Origin of the sequence: Legionella nagasakiensis (assembly GCF_900639915.1) — a bacterium.
Lineage (GTDB): Bacteria > Pseudomonadota > Gammaproteobacteria > Legionellales > Legionellaceae > Legionella_A > Legionella_A nagasakiensis.
This window is the reverse complement of record NZ_CAAAID010000001.1, coordinates 328,322-349,861: the sequence shown is the minus strand read 5'-3', so window position 1 is coordinate 349,861 and position 21,540 is coordinate 328,322. Positions and strand designations below refer to the sequence as shown.

Here is a 21,540-nt window from a genome sequence, read left to right as displayed (position 1 = left end):
GAATGCATGACCCTCATCTGCTTCATGCTCTTTTATCCAACGACTAAGCACATTCGGATTAAGCGACAAACTGCGAGCTGCTTCCGCCCGACTGTAGCCTTGATCTTTTACAAGGCTAATTGCATCAAGCTTAAATTCTTGTGAAAATTTTCTTCTAATTGTCATATCTTTTACTCCAGTTAAGTTTATTATCTCTTAACTGGTGTGTCCGAATCCATTAAACCACATCATTATTTTTCTGTAATACATAAAACTCATAAGGAGCAAAGCAACTATAGGATATATGAAGTCTTTCACAATCATTCGTAAAAACATAAATGGAGAAACCTTTTTTGGCTGCAATTTCTACTAATGGTAATATATATTTTTTAATTATTTTTTCATTAATAAGATTTAATTGTTTATCCGGCATATTTGTCCATGGATCAATCACGACAAAAGCTGTATTTTTATTTAAAAAAGTAGTATTAAATATATACTCTTCATCCTCTCCTATAACAGGGATACCATTATTTAGAACATAATTGCCATCAAGACTTCGCTGAAAATGACTAATACTTTTGACAGGAACAGAAATACTATTATCAGAACTTGCATAATTTTTTGAGCTAATAACAATAATAAATATTGAAATAGTTTGTAAAAAGAGTTTCATTAAATATCTAAAACCTATGTTCTCATAATTTCATTGATGATGAGCATATTTGGGAATATTCTAAAATTATTACAAGTGCAAAATCAGAGACGTTTTCTAGTTAATCTTGGAATTAAATAAGACAAATAACGTTTCATCCCCGCAGCTAGTAATTTTACATTTGTAAAAAAAGTGTATTTTGGATTAAACAATAACTTAAAAAAATTACAGAAAATAAAATTAGCCTCTGTACAAAAACAACGAAAACGATTCAGATTTTTGTATTTTTTCCTAGTATTTTCTATTTTAGATAGTAAGTCTATTTTATTTATACTTTTTGTTCTACATTTAATAATGGCCAACAACTCATTAGCAATCAAATCAGAAAATTTATGTTGCGAATAACGATCTGAGACAATTAAGTCATTATAAGTTCGATCGGCAAGCGCTTGCAAAAAACAAAAATCTTTTAATTTGTCTATCACTTCTTCTATATTGGAAAAATTCTTTTCTAATGGAATATAGTGTTTATCTGGTATACATATTCCGCTATACTCGCCTGGAAACATAATCATCGGCGTCTTTGTCGCCGCAGCTTCAAACACTCTAGGAGAAATAGCATTATATAATATATTGCCATCAAATGGTTTTAGAACCTGTTCATAAACAGAATCAAAATTAGCGCCCTTATTTTTTCGAAGAAATCGATTAGTCTTTTTACGAATACTGTCATCAAAATCCCAGATGCTTGCACCACTTTCCGTACCCAGAACTGCTTTGGAGTTTTTCAGTAATTGCAGCCATTTTTCTCCATATAACCGCGCAGATTCTTCAAGACTGATATCAAGCTTGAGCCTTTTTCCCTGAGCATAATGAGTGAACCCTCTAGCAATTCTTTCCTTGTCATGTGAGAGTGTTCCCAACCAATATTCACAACGCCTACTACGATAAGAAACATCAATTAGCCGCTCAGAGACAGGAAGAGAAATAATCGACTTCATATAATCCTGGACATAACCTGTTAACACTGTCACTCGCTTTAAACCAGATAAGCGTGGATCAGGATAGGCTTTATTAACTATATTACAATTAACTAATGTAAATAATAAATGAAAACCTAATGTATACATATATTCCTGAACCTGATTTACTTTTTGATATTCATCCTGTAAAAATAAAAATTTTATCCCTTGAAATGAGGCAATACGTTTTTTCAATAAATCTGAAAGATAATAATTGTTATAAGGTTTTATTGAGTAATGAATGCCTATAGCATCAAATATTGAAAAATCAATTTTATCAATAATCTTAAAAGTTATGGGGTTTAAAATATGCCATATTATTTTATCAGAACTTGTAATAGCTCTGATATGATCAATAACTGCCTGTGCTGGATGAGCCGTATCTGCTAATAGTAAAACATTTGGTTTGTTCATAAAAAATTACTTTTTTATCTTTCGAGAGAATATTATGGACGTACTATACTGAAAAAATGCTTAAATAAATATCGTATAGCGAATTTGGGCCGGAGAACTCCTTTTATAACAAGACGGATAGTTAAAGGAAATTTTTGATAACAGGTTAAACCTTTTTGATACAATTTACTTTTAAATGGTATGTACTTAATATCATGCGTATACACATCTATCTTATAAGGTATATTTACTTTTTGTTTACATCGCATTAGAAATTCATCTTCTATAGTCTGATCAACTGATTTTATAAATGAACGGTAACTATATTTAGGGTTTTGAGCAATTTCTTCAAAAGCCTTATCTGCAATAGATTGTAAATATAAATCATCATGAAGCTTGATTATAATATCATCAATATTACTAAAATCTTTTTTTAATGGAATGTAATGCCGCCAAGGAATTAAAATTCCTGAATACTCACCTTCATAAAGCACAAGCACAGTTTTTAAAGCAATGGCTTCAAAACAACGAGGAGATATTTGATTTAACTTATATAATCCCTCATGATCAAGCAAATATTTTTTTTGTACAGTAAAAAATGAATCATTGGGATGCGTTAATTGATGCAAATCAATAACCTTTTCTAAGTTACCTGTAAAGTCCATAACACTAGCACCACTTTCCACACCTAAAGTAGCTTTGCAAGAAGATAGAAACTCAATCCATTTTTCTCCATATATTCTATCTTTTTCTTCACAAGAAATATCTGTTTTTAAATCACTTTTAGACGTCTTCTCAATCCATCTTTCGGCAATACTATATTTTTCATAAGATAACTCACCTAGCCAAAAAGGGATTTTTCTTCCGCGATAACCTACATGAATAGAACGTTTAACAATAAGTGGTTGCTCAGTTAGTTTCATTAAACGCTCAGGAATATAACCGGTCAGATTATTGCATTTCTTAACTCCAGGTAATTTATCCTCTGAATAAATTCGATCATATTCACTTGTTGGGAAACAAGTAAATAATATGTCTATCTGAAGAAAAGCCAACTCCGCTATCATTTTATTGATTTGTCGATATTCATCTTGAACAAAAACAATTTTTAATCCTTTATATTCTCTTAATCTCTCTTTAGATTTTTTCGAAAGATAATAATCATGTAGAAGACATATAGAATAGTGAATTATAATAGCATCGAAACGCTCTAAATCTAGTTTCTTTGACATCTCCCCAAGATTAGAATAAATCCATATTTTATGTTTGGAATAAGTTTCAAATGCATTAATATGATCAATAATCGTATTTGCATCATTGCCAAACTTGGGTTTATTACATAAAAAAAGTATATTCAAGGTCATAAAACATCGTATCCCATATATAATTGAGGTATATACCATTTAAGATTTTTATATAACTTTTACTTTACAGCGTGAATGTATAAATCTAATCCGAAATAACGAGCCCATTTGTTGTCCAAGCATTGTGCGCGTTTCTTAAAACGATAGATGGGTAATTTTCCAACAGTTAATGCCACATCTTCATCAAAGTTTTCACGAGTTGTTTTTACAGAATGATACCGTTTAAAAATACGACGAATTTCTCTTATAGAAAAAAACTCAGTTTCTGGTGCTCCATTATTAGAACTTGAAGTATCATATGCTTTTCTATGCTCCTCATTAGCATGTATATTCTTTCCAAGAAACTGAAACATAAAATTTTTAGCAGTCCACTTTGGCCATTTCATCCACAAGCGCAGAGAAAATTTGTTATAAACCATGATGACCGCCTTCCCACCATCTTTTAGCACACGGTAAGTCTCATCAACACAAGCTTGCATATCACCTGTATGATGAAAACATCCAATTGAAAAAACATAATCAAAATAGTTGTCAGGAAAAGGGCACTCTAACATGCTTCCTGTTCGAATATCGCCCGTAATGCCATGTTGTTCTAAGCGATGCCTGGCCATCGCAACAGCATTGGGAGCAATATCAAGACCATAATAATTTGCACCAGTCAAAGCTAATTTCTGACTTATGGTTCCATAACCTAATCCAACTTCCAATACATTTTTTTCTTTGATTTCATCAAGGAACAGATGTTTTTCTAAATAAGGATAAAAATCCATATAAAAATTATCAAATTTACTCAAACTATCTTGACTTGAATCCACCACACCTAATTCTTTTGCTAATTGAGTTCCACATAATTCGTTCCAAAATAACTGATTTTCCTGATCTATTACTATTTGTTTTTTAGTATTCATCATCCTAATTCCTTAATATAAAATTTGCTTTTATTTTGCACGCAGTTCATTTGAAATTAATATATCTAGCTTTGAAATGTAATTTTTAAATTGAAGTTCAGGGTTTAGTGCAATTTCTCTATATGCCCTATCAGTCATTTCTGCTAAATAACTATCATCTTTAAGTCGTTCAACAACTACTGAAACATTTGCTCCATCTTTTTCAATTGGAATATAATGTTGCCACGGAATAAGTATATTTGAGTAACTACCTGGATAAAGGACTAATGCTGTACGTAAACAAATAGCTTCAAAAATTCTTGGTGTTATTGTCCTATGAATAATATTACCTTCATAAGGCTTTAAGACTTCTTTTGCTACTATTGAAAAATCAACCCCTGGATAATACATTAGGTATTTATTTACGTTAAGCGATATTGTTTCATCAAAATCAAAAATACTAGCTCCTCCTTCAACCCCCAGAACAGCTTTAGAAGATTGAATTAAGTTAATCCAATCCTCCCCATATAGTCTTTCATCCTCTTTTGAAGCCAAATTAACCTTCAAGTTATACTTTCTTGAAATCTCCTTAAAATAAGTTTCAATTGTCGATTTTTCCTGAGAAACTGCTCCGTAGTAATAATGGAGTTGCCTCCCTCTATAAGTAAGATGATTATTTCTATTTTCTATTGGAGGTGAGTTCCTAGTAAGCAAATAATTTGGTACATAACCAGGTAAGGAATGGTATTTTTTTACATATCTTAGTCCATAATGATGATATACTTTCTTAATATTTTCCGTATTAAGTGATGAAATTAGGATATCAATCCCCAGCAACTCCAACCTATTTGCCATACGATTTATCCATCGAAACTCATCCTGAATAATCTGAATTTTTAGCCCATTATATTTAATAATTTTATTCATCAAATATTTTGGCAAAAAATACTCGAACAAAACACAAACAGAATAGTGAATAATTATTACATCATAATCATTTAAAAAAAGACTAAAGTCCTCTTCAGTAGTATTTAATGGGTTCCAGATGGTTATATTATGTTGAGAATGCTCCAAGAAAGCATTAATATAATCCTGCACAACGTTTGCTGGATGATTGTTATCTGCCAAAATCAAGACGTTCGCAACACTAAGCTCAGAGTGTCGATATTGAGAAATATCGATAGACATTATAGACTCAGGTTCAATGGCTGGCTTCAATTTTTTAGTATTTACATAGTTAACACATTCTCGTAATTGAATTAAATCAAGAGACTTAACTATTTTGAGCTGCTCTTTACTAATTCCAAGAGCCAATTTGGCTTGCTCTATATCCATTTCCCTTATAATAAGCATTTTCTCAGCAGTCAAATCTTTAACAATTTTTAATTGTTCATAAGGAATTTCACTAACAATTTCGAGATTATACCTACTAATTTTTCTTATGCTATCATTGTCTTTTTTTTTGGAAAAAAATAAAACTTCTCTTATCAATCCAACACGTACTTTCATAAAATCAATCAAAGATCTTATTGATTGATTTTTACTTATTAATTTCGAATACTTAAACAATGTATTAATAATATAATTAGCCTTCATAATTAAATTCAATCAGCTTCATTTAAAGAGGCTGAAGCCTTTATATTAGAAATATAATTAAGAACTTCATTAATGTAAGGACTAATACTTTTATAATAGAGCTCATGTCCTAAAACACTTAGATGTAATCCATCTGGCAATAATAAACTTTTTAGCTCTACAGATTCATTTTCACAAAATTGATTAAACTTTTTCTCAATATCAATTAAAGTAACATACTCGTTATTATGAGCTATTTTTCGAATGATTTGGCTATATATACGGTTATTCTCATCGTAAGAGTGTGATAAAAAACCAGATTTTACGCTATCTCTCAGGGTGGGATGATTTGTATGAATCATTATTTTTTTTGCCCCAAATACTACACCTCTAGCTATAATTTCCTCTAAATTTGCTTCAAAAGATTTAGGACTAACTCTTGGCAAACCATTATCTGTATCCCAATAATTACAATCATTCAAACCAAACTGTATTGATAATATCTCGACCCCTTGACTTTGAACATCATACGGCATTCGTTCTAAAGCTTGTCTTGTAGTATTTCCATTTCTTGAACTATTTGCCAGCAATATGTTTTTACTATTTTTAAGATTAAATATTTCAATATCTTGAGCAATCCTTACAACCCATCCCTTATTGATAGAGACACCTTGTCCAACACAAATAGAATCACCAAAAATAAAATACCTAATTACATTATTTTGCATAAAATATTCCCAATTAATTTTTTACAGCAGTTTCAAAATAATTATGTGTTTTAAGTAAGAATAAATCAGAGAAAAACTTATGTATAATAACAAAACTTATCCATATACATGTAAATTAAGAATTATTTCTCATACACAAATGCATTAAATCGCCCTATATTACATTTAATATAGTTATCAACATAATTAATATCTTGACGGGTTAATTGATAATTCTCGCCTGATCGCAATATTTCAAAATTATTCAACAAGTTTACTGAAATTTCGGTTTCTGTTAGATGACATTCTTTACCAATTTTTGTAATTATCTCAACAGGATTCCTACAAAAATCTTCGTACCAAACCTCTACAAAGCGGTTTTTCTCTATACTATTTAGATCCTTTTGAATGGCAATATTAAATTCAAACTGATTTTCTACTACTTGTTCCCAATAAGGTCTGTCTTGCAATTCAGAAATTTTTTGAGGCGTAGCAGAATTCCATTTACAAGGATCTCCTTGATTTATATATCGTGAATCGAGATCTGATTTCGCACTGGCCGCCATATTTCTTCTAATCCATATAAATCGAGCATTAGGTAATAAACGAGAAATGGCTTTTATGCGAAAACAATTCCATGGATTCTTTATAAGAAAAGGATTATTAAATGCAAAATTGGCATATTTTATACTTTTAGTGAAATGTTCTGCAGCTACATCATTAAGTATTTCATGACTTCGGGTTTGTGAAGGATGCTCACCCCCAAACCATTCTTTTAATACAAAAGAACCCTCTGAAGGTTGAAAAATACCTTTGGTTTTTCCATACTTATTTTTAGATAAAATTTGAGTATTTGTCACATTTGCAGCATGCAAAGCAAATCCAATAGTGGGGTATTTAAAGAAAAAATCATTCGTAATGTTGGCAATATAACCCAATTTATATACATGTATAAGAGCTTGATATAAGATGGTGCTACCAGTTCTAGGAGCTCCAATTATAAAAATACATGATGGAGATACTTTTTCAGCGATCAAAAACAATTCATGTTGAATTTTTTCCATCGAAAAATTCATTATGGCACCATTGAGTTATAATTTAAATTAAATCAAAAATATAGTCTTCAGAAGGACCTGTCAGCATACTTCCTTCATACGTAGCATATACATTAGCTACATATTGTTTTTTTACATTTAAAAATGACAAATCAACTCCATATGCTAAAGCATCTCCAATATTCTTACTAAAGTGGACTTTACCTGAATTATCAGAAATGTTAAGAATAAAACCAAATCCAGAATTTGGAATATAATGCTCATATTCCCATTCCAATGTGTAATAATTATCTTTCATATAAAAGTTTTTTATTTCTGGACTCTCGAAAGGGGAAATCAACTCTCTGATTTTTTCACAAACCAATACAATCTCAATTGGTTTCATCAAGATTTTTGAAATAAAATTATTTAAAACTATTACTCCTTTTTGATTAATAAATCTTTCAACGCAAAAGTTGAAGAAGTAATTTAAAATCTTACTATTTTTGAAGATACTTCTTTTTTCACTTGCAAGGTATCCATCATAGTGGATTTTTTTTATTTTAAAACCAGAAGAATGTAATATTGCTTTCAGACTTTTTTTATTAAAATTTCTTAAATGAGCATACTTATATTGACATCCTAAGTATTTAGAATACTTAACAATATTTTCATTACAAGGAACTCTTACTATAAATTTTCCCCCTACATTAAGAGCTTGATTAACACAAAAAATAAAATTACCTGGATTTAAAACATGCTCTAAGATATCTGAGGCAATGATACAATCAAATTCATTTTTATATGGAATATTTTCAGCATTTGCCATAATTAATTTTAGATTTTTAAGATGAGACAACTCATTTTTTAATCTTTTAGTATATGTAGGGCTAATATCAATACCTATTAATTTTTCTGGATTATCCTGTAAGATCTTCTTTAATAAATATCCTCGCCCAAAACCAACCTCACAAACGCTCTTCCCCCTTAATGCTCCACAATATGTATATAATTTATTATTCTGAACTTCTAAATAAGAACCATATTCTTCGGTAGCATTAAGATTATTAATACTCATCTGTTCATAATCATTAAAGTATGAACTAAAATCCTCTGATGCTAAGTCGTCATTAGAAAAATACAAAGGGATTTCATTTTTATATGTCAATTTCCAGTCACAAAAACCACATTGCCCTAAATCATGACAATCACTATGTTTTCTACAGTTGGGACAAATCAACATTTCTTATCCTATCTTAATTTTTCTAATTCATCATCGTGATTAAATCATCTTTAGTATCTACAGAGCTTAATTCAATAATCTTATCATGCCATATTGCTGGATGATAAAAGAGAGAAGGATCATCATCATAACTGCTGATATTAAATTCGAAACTTCTAGAAAGTAAATCATAATACTCAGCATTTTCTCCAAAATGTTTGAAAATAGCTGCACTAAACACATAATGTCCAGCCCCAAATAAAATTTTTTCATATACTAATTTAGCTTGGTATCTTTCTCCACGATTTAAATTTAACTGATATAGCGGACTACGATGTCTCGTTATAGTTTTTCCTTCTGCATTAAAAATCATAATAACGAAATAGCAATTATATCCATCGCTTTGCAACGCTTCGAATTCTATATTAAAAGTTAAATTTTTACCCGGATTTAGAACAAAGCAAGGCTGCTCGTTTTGATCTAGCACATTTACTGATGTGATACATAGACCTTCCGCCGTTGGTTTCCAACGAGACAATCCACCATGAGTTACATTACAGCCAGTTTCTTTATTGTGGTTGCTGTCATCAACTATGCTTAAAACATCACGTAATATTTTTTCTCGTAACCATTTAGATTGAATAATTTTTGAAGAAGAGGTAGACGATGATATTTTGTTTGTATTTTTCTCTTTAGCTTCTAGCTCTAATTTTTTTGTATATTCTTCATATATTTTTACAACTTCAAGAGCCGTACCTTCTTTAATTTTCTCACCACATTCTAACCATATAGCCTTTTCACAAAATTGTAAAATTTGTGCTGTTGCATGAGAAACCAGTAATAAAGTACAACCTGAGTTTGTAAGTTTTTTCATGCGCTCAGCAGACTTAGCAGAAAAATACGCATCGCCAGCACCTAATACCTCATCGACAATCAAGATTTCTGGCCGAATAGCAGTTGCTACTGCAAAGTGCAATCTCGACTGCATCCCCAGAGAATAGGTTTTGAATGGTTGTTCAAGAAATTCTCCTAATTCAACAAAATCAATAATATCCTCAATAGCTGATGAAAGCTGATTATTTGATAAACCATTATACAATAAAGAAGCTTTAATATTTTCAAGACCAGTAAATTCTGGATGAAAACCTACTCCCGTATTCATTAATGCTTGTACATTTCCATTAATATATAAATTGCCGTTAGATTGTCGAAAGTTACCAGTGATTAATTTTAATAAAGTTGACTTACCGGCTCCATTTCTACCAATTATGCCAACCCTCTCTCCTTTTCTTATAGTTAAATTAATGTTTTTAAGTGCATAAAATTCTTGAACATTACCTTTAACTTTAAATCCTAGTGCATCTTTTACCATTTGCCATTTGTTACTATAAAGGCGATAAATTTTTGAAATGTTCTGAAAAACAATAGCTTCTTTTTCATGCAAACTCATAAAAAACCTTTTTAGTTTTATTATAAAATTTATAGCCAGATGTAAATGTAACCGCGCTAATAATAGTTGCAATTAGAATATTTTGAGTCACACGACCATAAACAAAGATATCTTGGTAAGTCCAAACATAATAAGAAAAAGGATTAAAATATATTATGAATTTTAACGCTCTGGGAACCATAGAAGGGGTATAAGCTATGGGACTCACGATCATCAATAGCATTGTAATAAATGATAATGATTGCTGTATATCCTTAAGCAGCAAATTTAATATTGAAAGAACCCAAACCAACCCAATAGTAAACATTAACTGTAAAATAACTAGATATGGAACGATAACTATCGCCCAATGTAATTTATTGAGTAAAATAATATTAGCTGCAACTAGTAAAAATATACCAATAAATAAGGTTATATGACTTGCTAATACAGTTTGCAGTGGGATGAATTCAGAAGGATACACTGTATTCAATAAAAGAGATTTTTTATTTAATAATGAGGCTGTCCCCGCATTCAATGCCTCAGAAAAACCTAAAAATGGCAATAAACCACTCATAATATAAATAATGTACATATTCGCAGTCATCTCAATTGGCTTAATTTTAAAAATAACCAAATATAGAGTTGAATAAATAAAAAATAAAATTATTGGATATAATAATCCCCAAGCTAATCCTATAATAGATCCAGCATAACGCTGACTAATCTCAGAAAAAGCCACTGCTTTTAATAGAGGCAAATGCTTTCCTATTAAAAAAAAAGGATCTTTAAAAAACTTTAAAATACTCATAGATTTTTTATATTACCGTATGAATCACGCTACAAATTTACTATTATCCATTATTTTTTTAACTAAATATGGAATTTTGATTCCTTATACAATGAACACAAAATTTCAATGATTTTCCTTGCAGCATTTCCATCTCCATATAACTGCTCACTGTTCACCGATGATTTTGCCACGCTCTCTCTAAGTAAAGGAATTAAAGAAAACGACGTATTTGGAGAACATAATTGATTCCAACCTGAATCAACTAACTCAATCCATTCAGTTTCATCTCGTAATGTAATACAAGGAACTCTATTGAAATACGCCTCTTTCTGTACACCTCCAGAATCGGTGACAATAAACTTAGCAGTTTTTTCTAGAGCTAACATATCAAGATATCCAACTGGCTCAATAAGTGAGAGATAATGTTTTAGTTTTTCCAATAAATGTTGTTTTTCAAGCGCCATTCTAGTTCTGGGATGCAAAGGAAGAATAATTTGGACTGAATGGCTAAGCTCAATTAATGCATTGCAAATATTATTCAGTCTTTGTTCATTATCTGTATTTTCCGCACGATGAATAGTAGCTAGACAATATGATTGGGCTTGCAACCTTAAATCATCAACAATTGTTCTACGACCTGCATTGTGTTCATTATAATAGAGAGTAGCATCATACATCACGTCACCGATATTAAATATCTGCTTAGAGGAAATCCCCTCTTTGAGTAATTGTTGATAACCATTTTCAGTTGGAGCAAATAAAATTGTACTTAAATGATCTGCTGTAATTCGGTTAATTTCTTCTGGCATTTTACGATTGAAAGATCGTAATCCAGCTTCCACATGTGCAACAGGGATATGTAATTTTACCGCAGCCAAAGTGCCAGCCAAAGTTGAGTTGGTATCACCATAAACCAGCACCCAGTCAGGTTTTTCCTGTAATAACACATCTTCAATACTTGCAAGCATCAGACCGGTCTGTTTTCCATGTAAACTGGATCCAATATTCAAGTTATAACCTGGTCTTGGAATATTTAATTCCTTAAAAAACTGCTCAGACATATTAGCATCATAATGCTGCCCAGTATGTATGATAAGTTCATGAACATCTGGCATTAACGCTATTATTCTGGAAACAGTGGCTGCCTTGACAAATTGAGGACGAGCACCAACAATTGTGCATACTTTCATAATTTCTACTACCTTATAGGGTATTCAGTGCAATTCCTTGAATATACCTTCAATTAATAATTTATATCATTCCATTTTATGATTTCTTTTTAATTTATCTTCAAACTTTGGTAAATGTGAGCTATGAATGTCTAATTTTAAATCTGCATGCTTATATTCATCAAATTGTGGAAAAATAACATTTAATGCATCTATTTGTTGCCAATAAATTTTTGCTGAAATTAGGTTAAGATCTAAAATATGACCACCAATACATATATTTTTATCTATAAAGTGCAAATGTATACCATTCGATTTTATAGGATAGATAAATCCAGGCGCATAAAATCCAACTATCTTGGCATTAATTCTACCGGTATTAATAAATATGGATTCATCAATAACCTGTAAGATTGGTTTATAAGGCCTTTTTTGTTTTGGCACACTCCCCAATGCAATATTTTCTACATCACTCTCTATATAAAGAGCGATGGGATAATTTTTTGATGGGAAATGGGCTAATAATCTAAGTTCAAGTTCACTAATTGAAGAAATATCATTTATAGTAACAAATTTTTCAGATTGAAAGTTCGTCACAGCGGCCCAAGGAAGCATTTCATGATCGAATGCGACACGCACGCACCCATTAGAGCAATGATAAAAATTATTATTAACTACAACTAATTCACCATCTAAAGAATTAAATGTTCCTAAACCAATATTTCCATGTTTTTTTAACTCTTTAATAGATAGATTCCCGTCGTAACAACCATTGGTAACAGCTAGAAAATGAGAGTATTGATAAAGCGTTGACATCAATGATTATCCATTTTTGCTCGTATTCAATTCTTTAATGCAACATAATTATCTTGTTGCACATAAATATCCCCTGTATGTTCACACTGTGCTAACTGTGTACCATCAGCTTGAAGTCTAAATTCCAACTGCGTACCATAGCGGCTCATCCACCCAATCTGTCGTGCCGGCACTCCAACCATCAGTGCGAAATCAGGCACATCACGGTTAACAACCGCACCCGCACCAATAAACGCATACTTACCGATGGTAACACCACAGACAATTGTACAATTTGCCCCTAACGTTGCTCCGTGTTTAATAAGCGTGTTGCGATATTCATCTTTGCGAGATACAGCGGAACGAGGATTGTAGACATTGGTAAAGACCATGCTTGGACCACAAAATACATTATCTTCCAGTGTCACATTATCGTAAACGGAGACGTTATTTTGAATTTTAACGTTATTACCAATAACAACACGATTGCCAATATAGACATTCTGGCCAAGACTGCAACGCTCGCCAATGCGGGCACCACCACTAACATGTACCCAATGCCATATACGTGTATCATTACCAATCTGTGCGCCATCATCAATGATAGCCGTTTCATGCACCTGATAAGCTACCATCACAACTCCAATGGCAAATGAACGGTTTGATTATCACGAGCGGCACGATAAGCAGCAATCAACAACTCCAATGAAGTCAATCCTTCCCGGCCATCAACCAAAGGCTCGGCAGTTCCCTGAAGGCTGTTGATCACATTGTCATAATACAATGGATGACCAAAGCCATACACTGACGTTGTTTGATAACTGGCTTCTTTTATTTGTTCATCTTCGGGTCGTTTGTCTGCAAATTCCCAATGCTGTATTTCATTCACGGCAAGCCCGCCAACCCGAACCGTTCCTTTTTCACCAAGAATGGTAATAGAGCCTTCCAAATTTTTAGGATAAGTCAGCATCGTCACATTCACAGATCCCATCGCACCATTTCGCCAGCGAATATTCATCACACCTGAATCTTCCGCTTGAATTTTTCTTGCTAATGTCCCCATCATGGCCTGCACAGATTGAACAGGGCCTAACAGCCAATGAATCAAGTCAATGTAATGACTGGCCTGATTCATAAATGAACCACCATCAAGCTCCCAAGTGCCGCGCCAACCGCCACCTTGATCATAATAATCCTGTGGTCTTGTCCAAAATACATTAATGTTAACCATGTATATTTTACCAAACCGCTCTTGCTCAATCGCGTGTTTAAGCAGTTGCAGAGTTGCGTTCAAACGGTTTTGTTTAACAACGAACAGACGAACACCAGCTTCATCACAGGCACGAACCATTTGTAAACCATCCTGCCAGCGAGTCGCCATTGGTTTTTCAGTAATAACATGGCGACCAGATTGAGCTACTTTGATGGCTTGGATTGGGTGTATACCACTTGGGGTACAAAGAGAGACGATATCTGCATTGCAATGCTTTAATAGGTCACCAATGTTATTATACCCGTCAACGCCATACTCCTGACTTGCTGCCAGCATTGCCTCTTCATTGGTATCGCACACAGCAGTCAGCGTTAAACGGTCTTGATGCTGTTGAATGGCCTGCAAATGATTTTTTGAAATTCGACCACAGCCTACCAATGCAATATTAATTTTACGATCTTGTATGAACCAGGGTGATTTATTCATTGTTAGGCACTCACAATATTATCCTGCTTAAATTGCTTAAAAGCTCCACGCGTGTCAATAATTAATTCGGCATGCCGGGCAATCATTGCGTAATCAAAAGCACGATGGGCAGTTGCTAATACCACGCAATCGTATTGACTTAATGTCTCTTCATTTAACTCAACGCTATGCAAATCAAAATGATGCGCACGCATGGCAGGAAACACTGGGACATGTGGGTCAGAATAAGAAACTTCTGCTCCTTTATCTTGCAATAACTCCATGATTTCAATGGATGGAGATTCTCGCATATCGTCTACATCTCTTTTGTAAGCAATGCCTAATATCAATACCTTACTATTTTTTATTGCACGCTCTCGCTGATTAAGCGAGTCAGCTATCTTATTGACCACCCATTTTGGCATGCTACTGTTAATCTCACCTGCCAGCTCAATAAAACGAGTGTGCAATCCATATTCACGAGCTTTCCAAGTCAGATAGAATGGATCGATCGGTATGCAATGCCCACCAATTCCAGGACCTGGGTAATAAGGCACAAAGCCAAAAGGTTTTGTAGCAGCTGCATCAATCACTTCATGGATATCAATACCCATTTTGTCAGCAAGCACTTTCATTTCATTGACCAAACCAATATTGACTGAACGATGAATGTTTTCAAGAAGCTTGGTCATTTCAGCCACTTTGGTTGAAGAAACACACACTACTCTATCGATCACAGCAGAATACAGCGCCTGACCGGCCTTATAACAATGTTCTGTATCCCCACCACATACTTTTGGAATCGTTGCTGTTGTAAAATGGAGGTTGCCCGGATCTTCTCTTTCTGGTGAGTAAACCAGAAATACATCTTTCCCAACCTGCAACCCAGTGCTTTCTACTCGTGGCTTCAGTTCTTCTGCAGTTGTGCCTGGATAAGTAGTACTTTCCAATGAAATTAATTGTCCAGCTCGCAAATAAGGCACTAAAGCATCCGTCGTTTGCAAGACGTAACTTAGATCAGGCTCACGATATTTATCAAGTGGTGTTGGCACACATAAAATAATGGCATCGGCTTCAGAACTTCTCGCAAAATTTGATGTTGCATGAATTCGATTTTTAACGTTGGCTATTTGATCAGAAGAAATATGTTGAATATAAGAACGGCCTTGGTTTAATAACTCATTTTTACGCTCATCCACATCAATACCGATAACACGATAACCTACTTCAGCAAATCGCAGCATCAACGGCAATCCCACATAACCCAGCCCGACAATGCCAATAATCGCTTCTTTGTTATTTATTCTTTCCACGAGGTTATTCAACATCATTGCTACACCTTGTCCATTCTTTATCAATTATTATTCATTCTGGCGTTACTTTTCCCTTGCAACAGGGTAAAAAAGTAAAAGCATTACATCAGATCAGTGAACTTTCAGTTTTAATCCTTCTAAATAAATGTCACTAAGTTTAGGCGACTTCCATCTCCTTACTCAAAACTTCTTGTAATGCATTGCAAATTTGTTTCTGATCTTCAAACGATAGGTAAGGATGCATAGGGATACTCAGAACTCGTCGTGCTGCTGCTTCTGTATTAGGAAATGATTGTTTTTCAGGATAAAGTTCTTTGAAAACAGGTTGTTCATGCAACCCCAATGGATAATGGACAGCCGTAGGAATTCCTTTTTCGTGTAATGCTTGTTGCACCCTATCACGATTCGCAACCTCTACAGTGTATTGAGCATAGACACTAAGATTATGGCTTTTTGTCAGCGGTTTTTTTATGAAGGTTGGTAATAATTGTTGATATTGCTGCGCAACTCTTTGTCGTAATTGAACTTCTTCAGGAAATATTGCCAACTTCTCTAATAAAATTGCGGCTTGTATAGTATCCATTCGTCCATTAATGCCCAAACGAGTATGGTAATAGCGCCTAGATTGCCCATGAGTACGAATCTCATCCATACGTTTTGCCAGCTCACTATCATTGGTAAAACAGGCACCACCATCGCCATAACATCCCAACGGTTTTGAAGGGAAAAAACTTGTACAGCCAATGGTTGTTAATCCACAAGATAACTGCCCTTTGTAAGTTGCACCAAAACTTTGAGCGGCATCCTCAATAACAGGAAGATTATATTTTTTTGCAAGAGCACTAATTTCATCAAAATCTGCGCATTGACCATATAAGCTCACGGGCATGATTGCTTTTGTTTTCTCAGTGATGACTGCTTCGATAGCACCGGCATCTATGTTGTACGTTCCTTGATCAATATCGACAAATACAGGTTTTGCTCCTAAAAGCGCGATGACTTCAGCCGTAGCAAAAAAACTAAAGGGCGTAGTAATTACCTCATCGCCAGCCTTAATCCCCAAGGCCATTAAAGCGATAAGCAAAGCATCCGTTCCACTGGCAACAGCTAAAGCATGCTCTACACCAACGAATTGAGCCAGAGCCTTTTCCAGCTCAGTAATTTCTGGCCCCATAATGTAAGAACCATGATTCAAGACAGCTCTAAAACGGTCAAACAACCGCGCTTCAATTCGCTCCGCTTGGGCTTTTAAGTCAATGAATTGCATAATATTCCTCAAAAATATTGTTTTATTTCAGGAACGTAGCGAGCATGAGCACTCATGCAGCGCTTGATAGTCTCCATGTTTTCTTTTGTCCAGTCGATGGTTTTCTTTAACCCATCGGGTAATGAAATCTGTGCTTTAAAACCTAACTCATTTTCTGATTTTGTAGTGTCGCCATGGCGTTTTCCTGAACGATCCCAATTACGAGCAGGTTTATTGTCAATATCAGCCTTATTACCAGAAATCTCGTTAATCATGGTTGCCAGATCACGAATAGATGTTTCAACACCTGAGGCGATATTATAAACTCCGCCTGATTTACCACGCAATGCGCACGCAATCAGCCCTGCGACTATGTCATCTACATAGATAAAATCACGTGTTGCAACACCATTATTTTCCACAGGTAACGATTGCTGGTGCAAGGCTTTAAAAATGAAAGTAGGCGTAACATTCCGCCATACTGTATTGGAATTTCCTCTCCATTGACCAGCGCCTAAAATCTCACCAGGCCCATATACATTTTGAAAACGTGCCTTAACAAAAGGCATTCCATAACGCATGAAATAATAATTACCGTAAAATTCTCCGAATATTTTGGACATCTGATAAGGACTATCAAGGTAAAGTGACACATCCTCTTGCTCAACTGTTGCCGCAGCATCATCAAAAGTTTTTTTAGCAACGGTACATCCAGCTGATGAATAAACTACTTTCTGAAGTGATTTAAATTTACTTATTCTGTCAAATAATTTCAAACTAGTCAGAGTATTATTCTCATGATCTTTTAATGGATCTTCAATCGAACTTTGATTGCCATGGTAGGTTGCCAAATGAAAAACATAATCCATCTTTTCAGGTAACTGGTATAAAATATTATCTTCAGTAATAGACGCATGAATAAATTCTAATTGTGTATGTTCGGCAACCTGAGATATATCCGAAGATAATAAATTGTCTATCACTATTATTTTTTTTGGATCACCTTCTAATAGTTTATTGGTTAAATTGCTACCTACAAATCCTGCACCACCGACAACCAATATCGTCTTACCTGAAAAATCGGCCATTTCATTTCCTTCATCAAAACAAATAGTTATATCATGCTCTATCAACCTCTCTGATAAACTGCGTTATTTTATCAGAGAGGCCTATTACTGAATCGTTATTTCTTGTTTGATTCAAGCTGTTTCAACTTCTGCTGCACGTAAGTGAGTAAAAGTCTGTTCAATTCCATATTGCTTATAATATTCAATTGCTGCCTTCACTCCATCAGTCAGTGATGTTCTCACTTTCCATGAAAAATCAGCGTTTGTTCGAGAAGGTTCAAGCAGGATTGTGTAAGCATCATCTGGATGACGAGGACGCACTTCTACTTCTTTATCTAACGTCATATCCAAAGCAGTAAGTGTTGCATCAAATAATTCTTTAATTGAATAATCACTTCCAGAAGAGATATGGTAATAGCCACTTCCTTTGCCATCAACTGCACTTTGGACGCAATCAACTAAATCTTGAATGTAGATAAAATCACGTCGAGTATCCATAACAAAACATGGTTTACCCGTGGTGAGACGATGGTAAAAAGTAGGAAGCGGACCACTGATATTTCTAGGACCGTATGCATTAGCCAGACGAAAAGAAACAAAATTTAGCCCAGACAATTCTACATAATGTTCACCAGCAGTTTTACTAATAGCATAACTACTACCTCTTGCATCAAAATGATGTTCTAAAGTAACTGGTTGTTCTTTGGGATTTAATCCGTAGCATAAAGCAGTCTGGAAATAAACCAAGCGTTTACATTCTGATTTTTTTGTCGCGGAAATAACATTAACTGTACCAAGAACATTTGTTTGACAATCTTCAATCCAATTATCAGGATCTTTGTAAGATGCAGCTGCGTGAACGACAACATCTGGTTTAAATTGAGTAAAAATTTTCTCCATGGCGGCAGTATTAGCAATAGTTTCCTCAACTACTTTCAAATTTTGATGAGGCTTTAAATTATCGCGTCTTCCTGTACTGAAATTATCAATAACCAACACTTGATCATTTCTTGCCAATAATCTGTCAACCAAATGAGATCCAACAAAACCTGAACCACCTGTAATTAAGACTTTCATACATTACACTCCTCGTTGGCAAAATTTTCGTTACAATTCAACATAGATTTAAATTTTTGGGATTGATCATGAAACTGCTGCTGCCAGACTTCATAACATAAGAATCCCCATACTTTACGACTAAATTTTCCTGTCTTATCAAAATTATTAATGATCCTTCCATAATCAATAAAGCTATTTTCTCTTACGTACCCTGAATGCAAAATATCATAAACATATTCCTTAAGCTCTCCTTGCATCCATTCATTTAATGGGACAGGAAAGCCCATTTTATCCTTTCGCTGAATTATTTTTTCAGGAAGAATGCTAGCATATGTTTGCTTTAGAAGATGTTTCATACGACCATTAGCAAATTTTATATTAGCAGGAATTGTTGCTACAAATTCAATTAATGGATAATAAAGAAAAGGAACTCTTGCTTCCAAACCATGCGCCATACTCACTCGATCCTCAACATGCAACAAACTTGGTAGTAAGCATTTAAAATCGAAATGCGTCATGCTATCAAAATAGGACTCAGCTCTTTCAAATTTGGCAGTATTATAAACATCAAGAAATTGCTGATAAACATGTTCATGCTCAGCTGCAGTTAAAGTAACTTCACCATCCAGATCCATACCTCGATCAACTAGAGTAAAATAACGCTTTTCCAACGGCTCAAAAAGCCCTTGACTCCAAAAGCGTTTAAGTAAAGGTTTGTAAGCATTCAAAACTTCAAGATTAGGGATAATTGATTCAGCCGTTACAACAAAATTACCTTTTTTATAATTGCCTTCAATTGCCGCTTTAATACACTGCTCAAAATAAGCAATAACATAGCGAGCATACCCTCCGAAGACCTCATCACCGCCTTGGCCGCCCAGAACCACCTTGACTTGTTGGGCTGCCATTTTAGAAACCATAAATTGTGGAAAGACACCAGGCCCTGCAACAGGAAAATCCATATGATAAATAATACGGCTGAAATTCTTGGCAAATTCTTGTGCGGTGATATCTTTTACATGTAGCGATGTACCACATTGTTTAGCTGCATCATATGCATATTCACTTTCATCATAAGCTTTATCTTCAAGAAAACGACCATGAAAAAATGGCAAGGCTTGATCTTTTTCCCTTGTCGCCAAAATACCAATTAAACTTGAATCAATACCACCACTTACATAAGCACCAATATCAACATCAGAACGTAAATGCAATTGAACAGACTCATGAACAATTTCTTCAAGTCGATTAGAAAAATACGTTGGAGTGTGGTCATAATCAATATGATAATGAACATCCCAATAACGCCATATCTTCTCACCATCTGCAGTAATAAGCATGGCAGAAGCAGGTTCTAATTGATATATATGTTGGAATAGGGTTTGCTTTCCCATGGGGTATTGAAAAGTAATATATTCAGCAAACGCTTGACGATCCGTTTTAATTGCAGGTAAAAAAGGCATTAATGCTTTGCTTTCTGAAGCAAAAATAAACTTGTCATCCTGCTTAGTATAATAAAATGGCTTAATTCCAAAATGATCTCGCGCACAAAAAAGTTTTTCGCCGTCCCAAATAGCAAAAGCAAACATACCCTTAAAATGTTTTATGCAGTCAATGCCATATACGCGATAAGCAGCAAGAATTACTTCCGTATCAGAATGTGTCGTAAATGTCCAATGGGCTGAGAGTGCTTGTCTTAATTCAATATGATTATATATCTCACCATTATATATAATTACATCACCAGTTGATGATACCATAGGTTGATGAGCATGATTCGACAAATCAATAATGCTAAGTCTGCGATGAGCAAGTCCAATTGTCTTATCTTTATCAGTCCATATTCCCTGATCATCCGGTCCTCGATGTGCAATTAACTTGTTCATTACGCCAAGCTTATTGATGAGGTTTTCTATTTTTATTTTTTTTGTGCTTAAGATACCTGCTATCCCACACATATAAATCCATTCCTTCCAATTTGTTATTGTGGATTGGCCACACATAAAAGCTGGCCGGATACTAGCAAGCCTATGTGAATTAGTCAAATTTAAGACAGCTTCTTTCAAAAATTTTCAAAATAAAATATGACTTTTTTTAAAGGCTTATGTTTTTATCTCAAATACAAAATTCCGTAATATTTTAATCTCTCCTTT

At 34.0% G+C, this 21,540-nt stretch carries 20 protein-coding genes; all 20 read right to left on the bottom strand.

Translation table 11 applies throughout. The features are described from left to right. The coding region (locus E1O52_RS01595; RefSeq protein WP_133126957.1) for a transposase at nt 1-165 on the bottom strand (165 nt) is incomplete at its 3' end. Nucleotides 166-217: 52 nt separating this feature from the next. Next, nucleotides 218-655 (bottom strand): hypothetical protein, encoded by a 438-nt coding sequence (locus E1O52_RS01590; RefSeq protein ID WP_133126956.1) that lies wholly within the window; start codon nt 653-655, stop codon nt 218-220. 83 nt (nt 656-738) lie between these two features. Then, nucleotides 739-2,070, bottom strand: a complete 1,332-nt coding sequence (locus E1O52_RS01585) for a hypothetical protein (protein WP_133126955.1) — start codon at nt 2,068-2,070, stop codon at nt 739-741. Nucleotides 2,071-2,102: 32 nt separating this feature from the next. Further along, a complete protein-coding gene (locus E1O52_RS01580; RefSeq protein WP_133126954.1) occupies nt 2,103-3,413 on the bottom strand; it encodes a hypothetical protein in 1,311 nt (436 codons plus the stop codon). Between the two features lie 59 nt (nt 3,414-3,472). Continuing rightward, nucleotides 3,473-4,324 carry a class I SAM-dependent methyltransferase gene (locus tag E1O52_RS01575; protein WP_133126953.1) on the bottom strand — a complete coding sequence of 284 codons (852 nt, stop codon included), beginning with the start codon at nt 4,322-4,324 and terminating at the stop codon, nt 3,473-3,475. A gap of 27 nt (nt 4,325-4,351) precedes the next feature. Next, nucleotides 4,352-5,896 carry a hypothetical protein gene (locus E1O52_RS01570; protein ID WP_133126952.1) on the bottom strand — a complete coding sequence of 515 codons (1,545 nt, stop codon included), beginning with the start codon at nt 5,894-5,896 and terminating at the stop codon, nt 4,352-4,354. 8 nt (nt 5,897-5,904) lie between these two features. Beyond that, a complete protein-coding gene (locus E1O52_RS01565; protein WP_133126951.1) occupies nt 5,905-6,603 on the bottom strand; it encodes an SGNH/GDSL hydrolase family protein in 699 nt (232 codons plus the stop codon). Between the two features lie 122 nt (nt 6,604-6,725). Then, entirely contained in the window at nt 6,726-7,646 is a 921-nt protein-coding gene (locus E1O52_RS01560; RefSeq protein ID WP_165474673.1) for a sulfotransferase family protein, read from the bottom strand. 34 nt (nt 7,647-7,680) lie between these two features. Next, nucleotides 7,681-8,859 (bottom strand): class I SAM-dependent methyltransferase, encoded by a 1,179-nt coding sequence (locus E1O52_RS01555; RefSeq protein ID WP_133126949.1) that lies wholly within the window; start codon nt 8,857-8,859, stop codon nt 7,681-7,683. A 22-nt stretch (nt 8,860-8,881) separates the two neighbouring features. Then, nucleotides 8,882-10,288, bottom strand: coding sequence for an ABC transporter ATP-binding protein (locus tag E1O52_RS13125; protein WP_165474672.1), 1,407 nt, complete (start codon nt 10,286-10,288; stop codon nt 8,882-8,884). Next, complete coding sequence (locus tag E1O52_RS01545; protein WP_133126948.1) at nt 10,275-11,078, bottom strand: ABC transporter permease; 804 nt, start codon at nt 11,076-11,078, stop codon at nt 10,275-10,277. The genes E1O52_RS13125 and E1O52_RS01545 overlap by 14 nt, the downstream gene beginning before the upstream one ends. A 62-nt stretch (nt 11,079-11,140) precedes the next feature. Then, entirely contained in the window at nt 11,141-12,250 is a 1,110-nt protein-coding gene (gene wecB, locus E1O52_RS01540; RefSeq protein WP_133126947.1) for a non-hydrolyzing UDP-N-acetylglucosamine 2-epimerase, read from the bottom strand. Between the two features lie 66 nt (nt 12,251-12,316). After that, nucleotides 12,317-13,045 carry an acetolactate decarboxylase gene (locus E1O52_RS01535; RefSeq protein ID WP_133126946.1) on the bottom strand — a complete coding sequence of 243 codons (729 nt, stop codon included), beginning with the start codon at nt 13,043-13,045 and terminating at the stop codon, nt 12,317-12,319. Nucleotides 13,046-13,071: 26 nt separating this feature from the next. After that, nucleotides 13,072-13,659 (bottom strand): DapH/DapD/GlmU-related protein, encoded by a 588-nt coding sequence (locus tag E1O52_RS01530; RefSeq protein WP_133126945.1) that lies wholly within the window; start codon nt 13,657-13,659, stop codon nt 13,072-13,074. Continuing rightward, entirely contained in the window at nt 13,659-14,723 is a 1,065-nt protein-coding gene (locus E1O52_RS01525; protein ID WP_133126944.1) for a Gfo/Idh/MocA family protein, read from the bottom strand. The genes E1O52_RS01530 and E1O52_RS01525 overlap by 1 nt, the downstream gene beginning before the upstream one ends. Nucleotides 14,724-14,725: 2 nt before the next feature. After that, nucleotides 14,726-16,033: a nucleotide sugar dehydrogenase gene (locus E1O52_RS01520; protein ID WP_207384154.1), complete on the bottom strand. Its 1,308-nt coding sequence runs from the start codon at nt 16,031-16,033 to the stop codon at nt 14,726-14,728. Nucleotides 16,034-16,172: 139 nt separating this feature from the next. Further along, a complete protein-coding gene (locus E1O52_RS01515; protein ID WP_133126943.1) occupies nt 16,173-17,282 on the bottom strand; it encodes a DegT/DnrJ/EryC1/StrS family aminotransferase in 1,110 nt (369 codons plus the stop codon). 8 nt (nt 17,283-17,290) lie between these two features. Continuing rightward, nucleotides 17,291-18,349: an NAD-dependent epimerase/dehydratase family protein gene (locus E1O52_RS01510; protein ID WP_133126942.1), complete on the bottom strand. Its 1,059-nt coding sequence runs from the start codon at nt 18,347-18,349 to the stop codon at nt 17,291-17,293. A gap of 111 nt (nt 18,350-18,460) precedes the next feature. Next, nucleotides 18,461-19,405, bottom strand: a complete 945-nt coding sequence (locus E1O52_RS01505) for an NAD-dependent epimerase/dehydratase family protein (protein ID WP_133126941.1) — start codon at nt 19,403-19,405, stop codon at nt 18,461-18,463. Beyond that, entirely contained in the window at nt 19,402-21,453 is a 2,052-nt protein-coding gene (gene asnB / locus E1O52_RS01500) for an asparagine synthase (glutamine-hydrolyzing) (protein WP_207384153.1), read from the bottom strand. The genes E1O52_RS01505 and asnB overlap by 4 nt, the downstream gene beginning before the upstream one ends. Between the last annotated feature and the right edge of the window lie 87 nt (nt 21,454-21,540).

What these genes read in the sequence shown, in the direction of transcription:
- E1O52_RS01580 (WP_133126954.1), bottom strand. Translation starts at nt 3,413, where the DNA reads ATGACCTTGAATATACTTTTTTTATGTAATAAACCCAAGTTTGGCAAT.
- E1O52_RS01555 (WP_133126949.1), bottom strand. Translation starts at nt 8,859, where the DNA reads ATGTTGATTTGTCCCAACTGTAGAAAACATAGTGATTGTCATGATTTA.
- E1O52_RS01585 (WP_133126955.1), bottom strand. Translation starts at nt 2,070, where the DNA reads ATGAACAAACCAAATGTTTTACTATTAGCAGATACGGCTCATCCAGCA.
- E1O52_RS01520 (WP_207384154.1), bottom strand. Translation starts at nt 16,033, where the DNA reads ATGATGTTGAATAACCTCGTGGAAAGAATAAATAACAAAGAAGCGATT.
- E1O52_RS01560 (WP_165474673.1), bottom strand. Translation starts at nt 7,646, where the DNA reads ATGGAAAAAATTCAACATGAATTGTTTTTGATCGCTGAAAAAGTATCT.
- E1O52_RS01590 (WP_133126956.1), bottom strand. Translation starts at nt 655, where the DNA reads ATGAAACTCTTTTTACAAACTATTTCAATATTTATTATTGTTATTAGC.
- E1O52_RS01545 (WP_133126948.1), bottom strand. Translation starts at nt 11,078, where the DNA reads ATGAGTATTTTAAAGTTTTTTAAAGATCCTTTTTTTTTAATAGGAAAG.
- E1O52_RS01565 (WP_133126951.1), bottom strand. Translation starts at nt 6,603, where the DNA reads ATGCAAAATAATGTAATTAGGTATTTTATTTTTGGTGATTCTATTTGT.
- E1O52_RS01505 (WP_133126941.1), bottom strand. Translation starts at nt 19,405, where the DNA reads ATGAAAGTCTTAATTACAGGTGGTTCAGGTTTTGTTGGATCTCATTTG.
- E1O52_RS13125 (WP_165474672.1), bottom strand. Translation starts at nt 10,288, where the DNA reads ATGAGTTTGCATGAAAAAGAAGCTATTGTTTTTCAGAACATTTCAAAA.
- E1O52_RS01510 (WP_133126942.1), bottom strand. Translation starts at nt 18,349, where the DNA reads ATGGCCGATTTTTCAGGTAAGACGATATTGGTTGTCGGTGGTGCAGGA.
- E1O52_RS01525 (WP_133126944.1), bottom strand. Translation starts at nt 14,723, where the DNA reads ATGAATAAATCACCCTGGTTCATACAAGATCGTAAAATTAATATTGCA.
- E1O52_RS01575 (WP_133126953.1), bottom strand. Translation starts at nt 4,324, where the DNA reads ATGATGAATACTAAAAAACAAATAGTAATAGATCAGGAAAATCAGTTA.
- E1O52_RS01570 (WP_133126952.1), bottom strand. Translation starts at nt 5,896, where the DNA reads ATGAAGGCTAATTATATTATTAATACATTGTTTAAGTATTCGAAATTA.
- E1O52_RS01530 (WP_133126945.1), bottom strand. Translation starts at nt 13,659, where the DNA reads ATGGTAGCTTATCAGGTGCATGAAACGGCTATCATTGATGATGGCGCA.
- wecB (WP_133126947.1), bottom strand. Translation starts at nt 12,250, where the DNA reads ATGAAAGTATGCACAATTGTTGGTGCTCGTCCTCAATTTGTCAAGGCA.
- E1O52_RS01535 (WP_133126946.1), bottom strand. Translation starts at nt 13,045, where the DNA reads ATGTCAACGCTTTATCAATACTCTCATTTTCTAGCTGTTACCAATGGT.
- E1O52_RS01515 (WP_133126943.1), bottom strand. Translation starts at nt 17,282, where the DNA reads ATGCAATTCATTGACTTAAAAGCCCAAGCGGAGCGAATTGAAGCGCGG.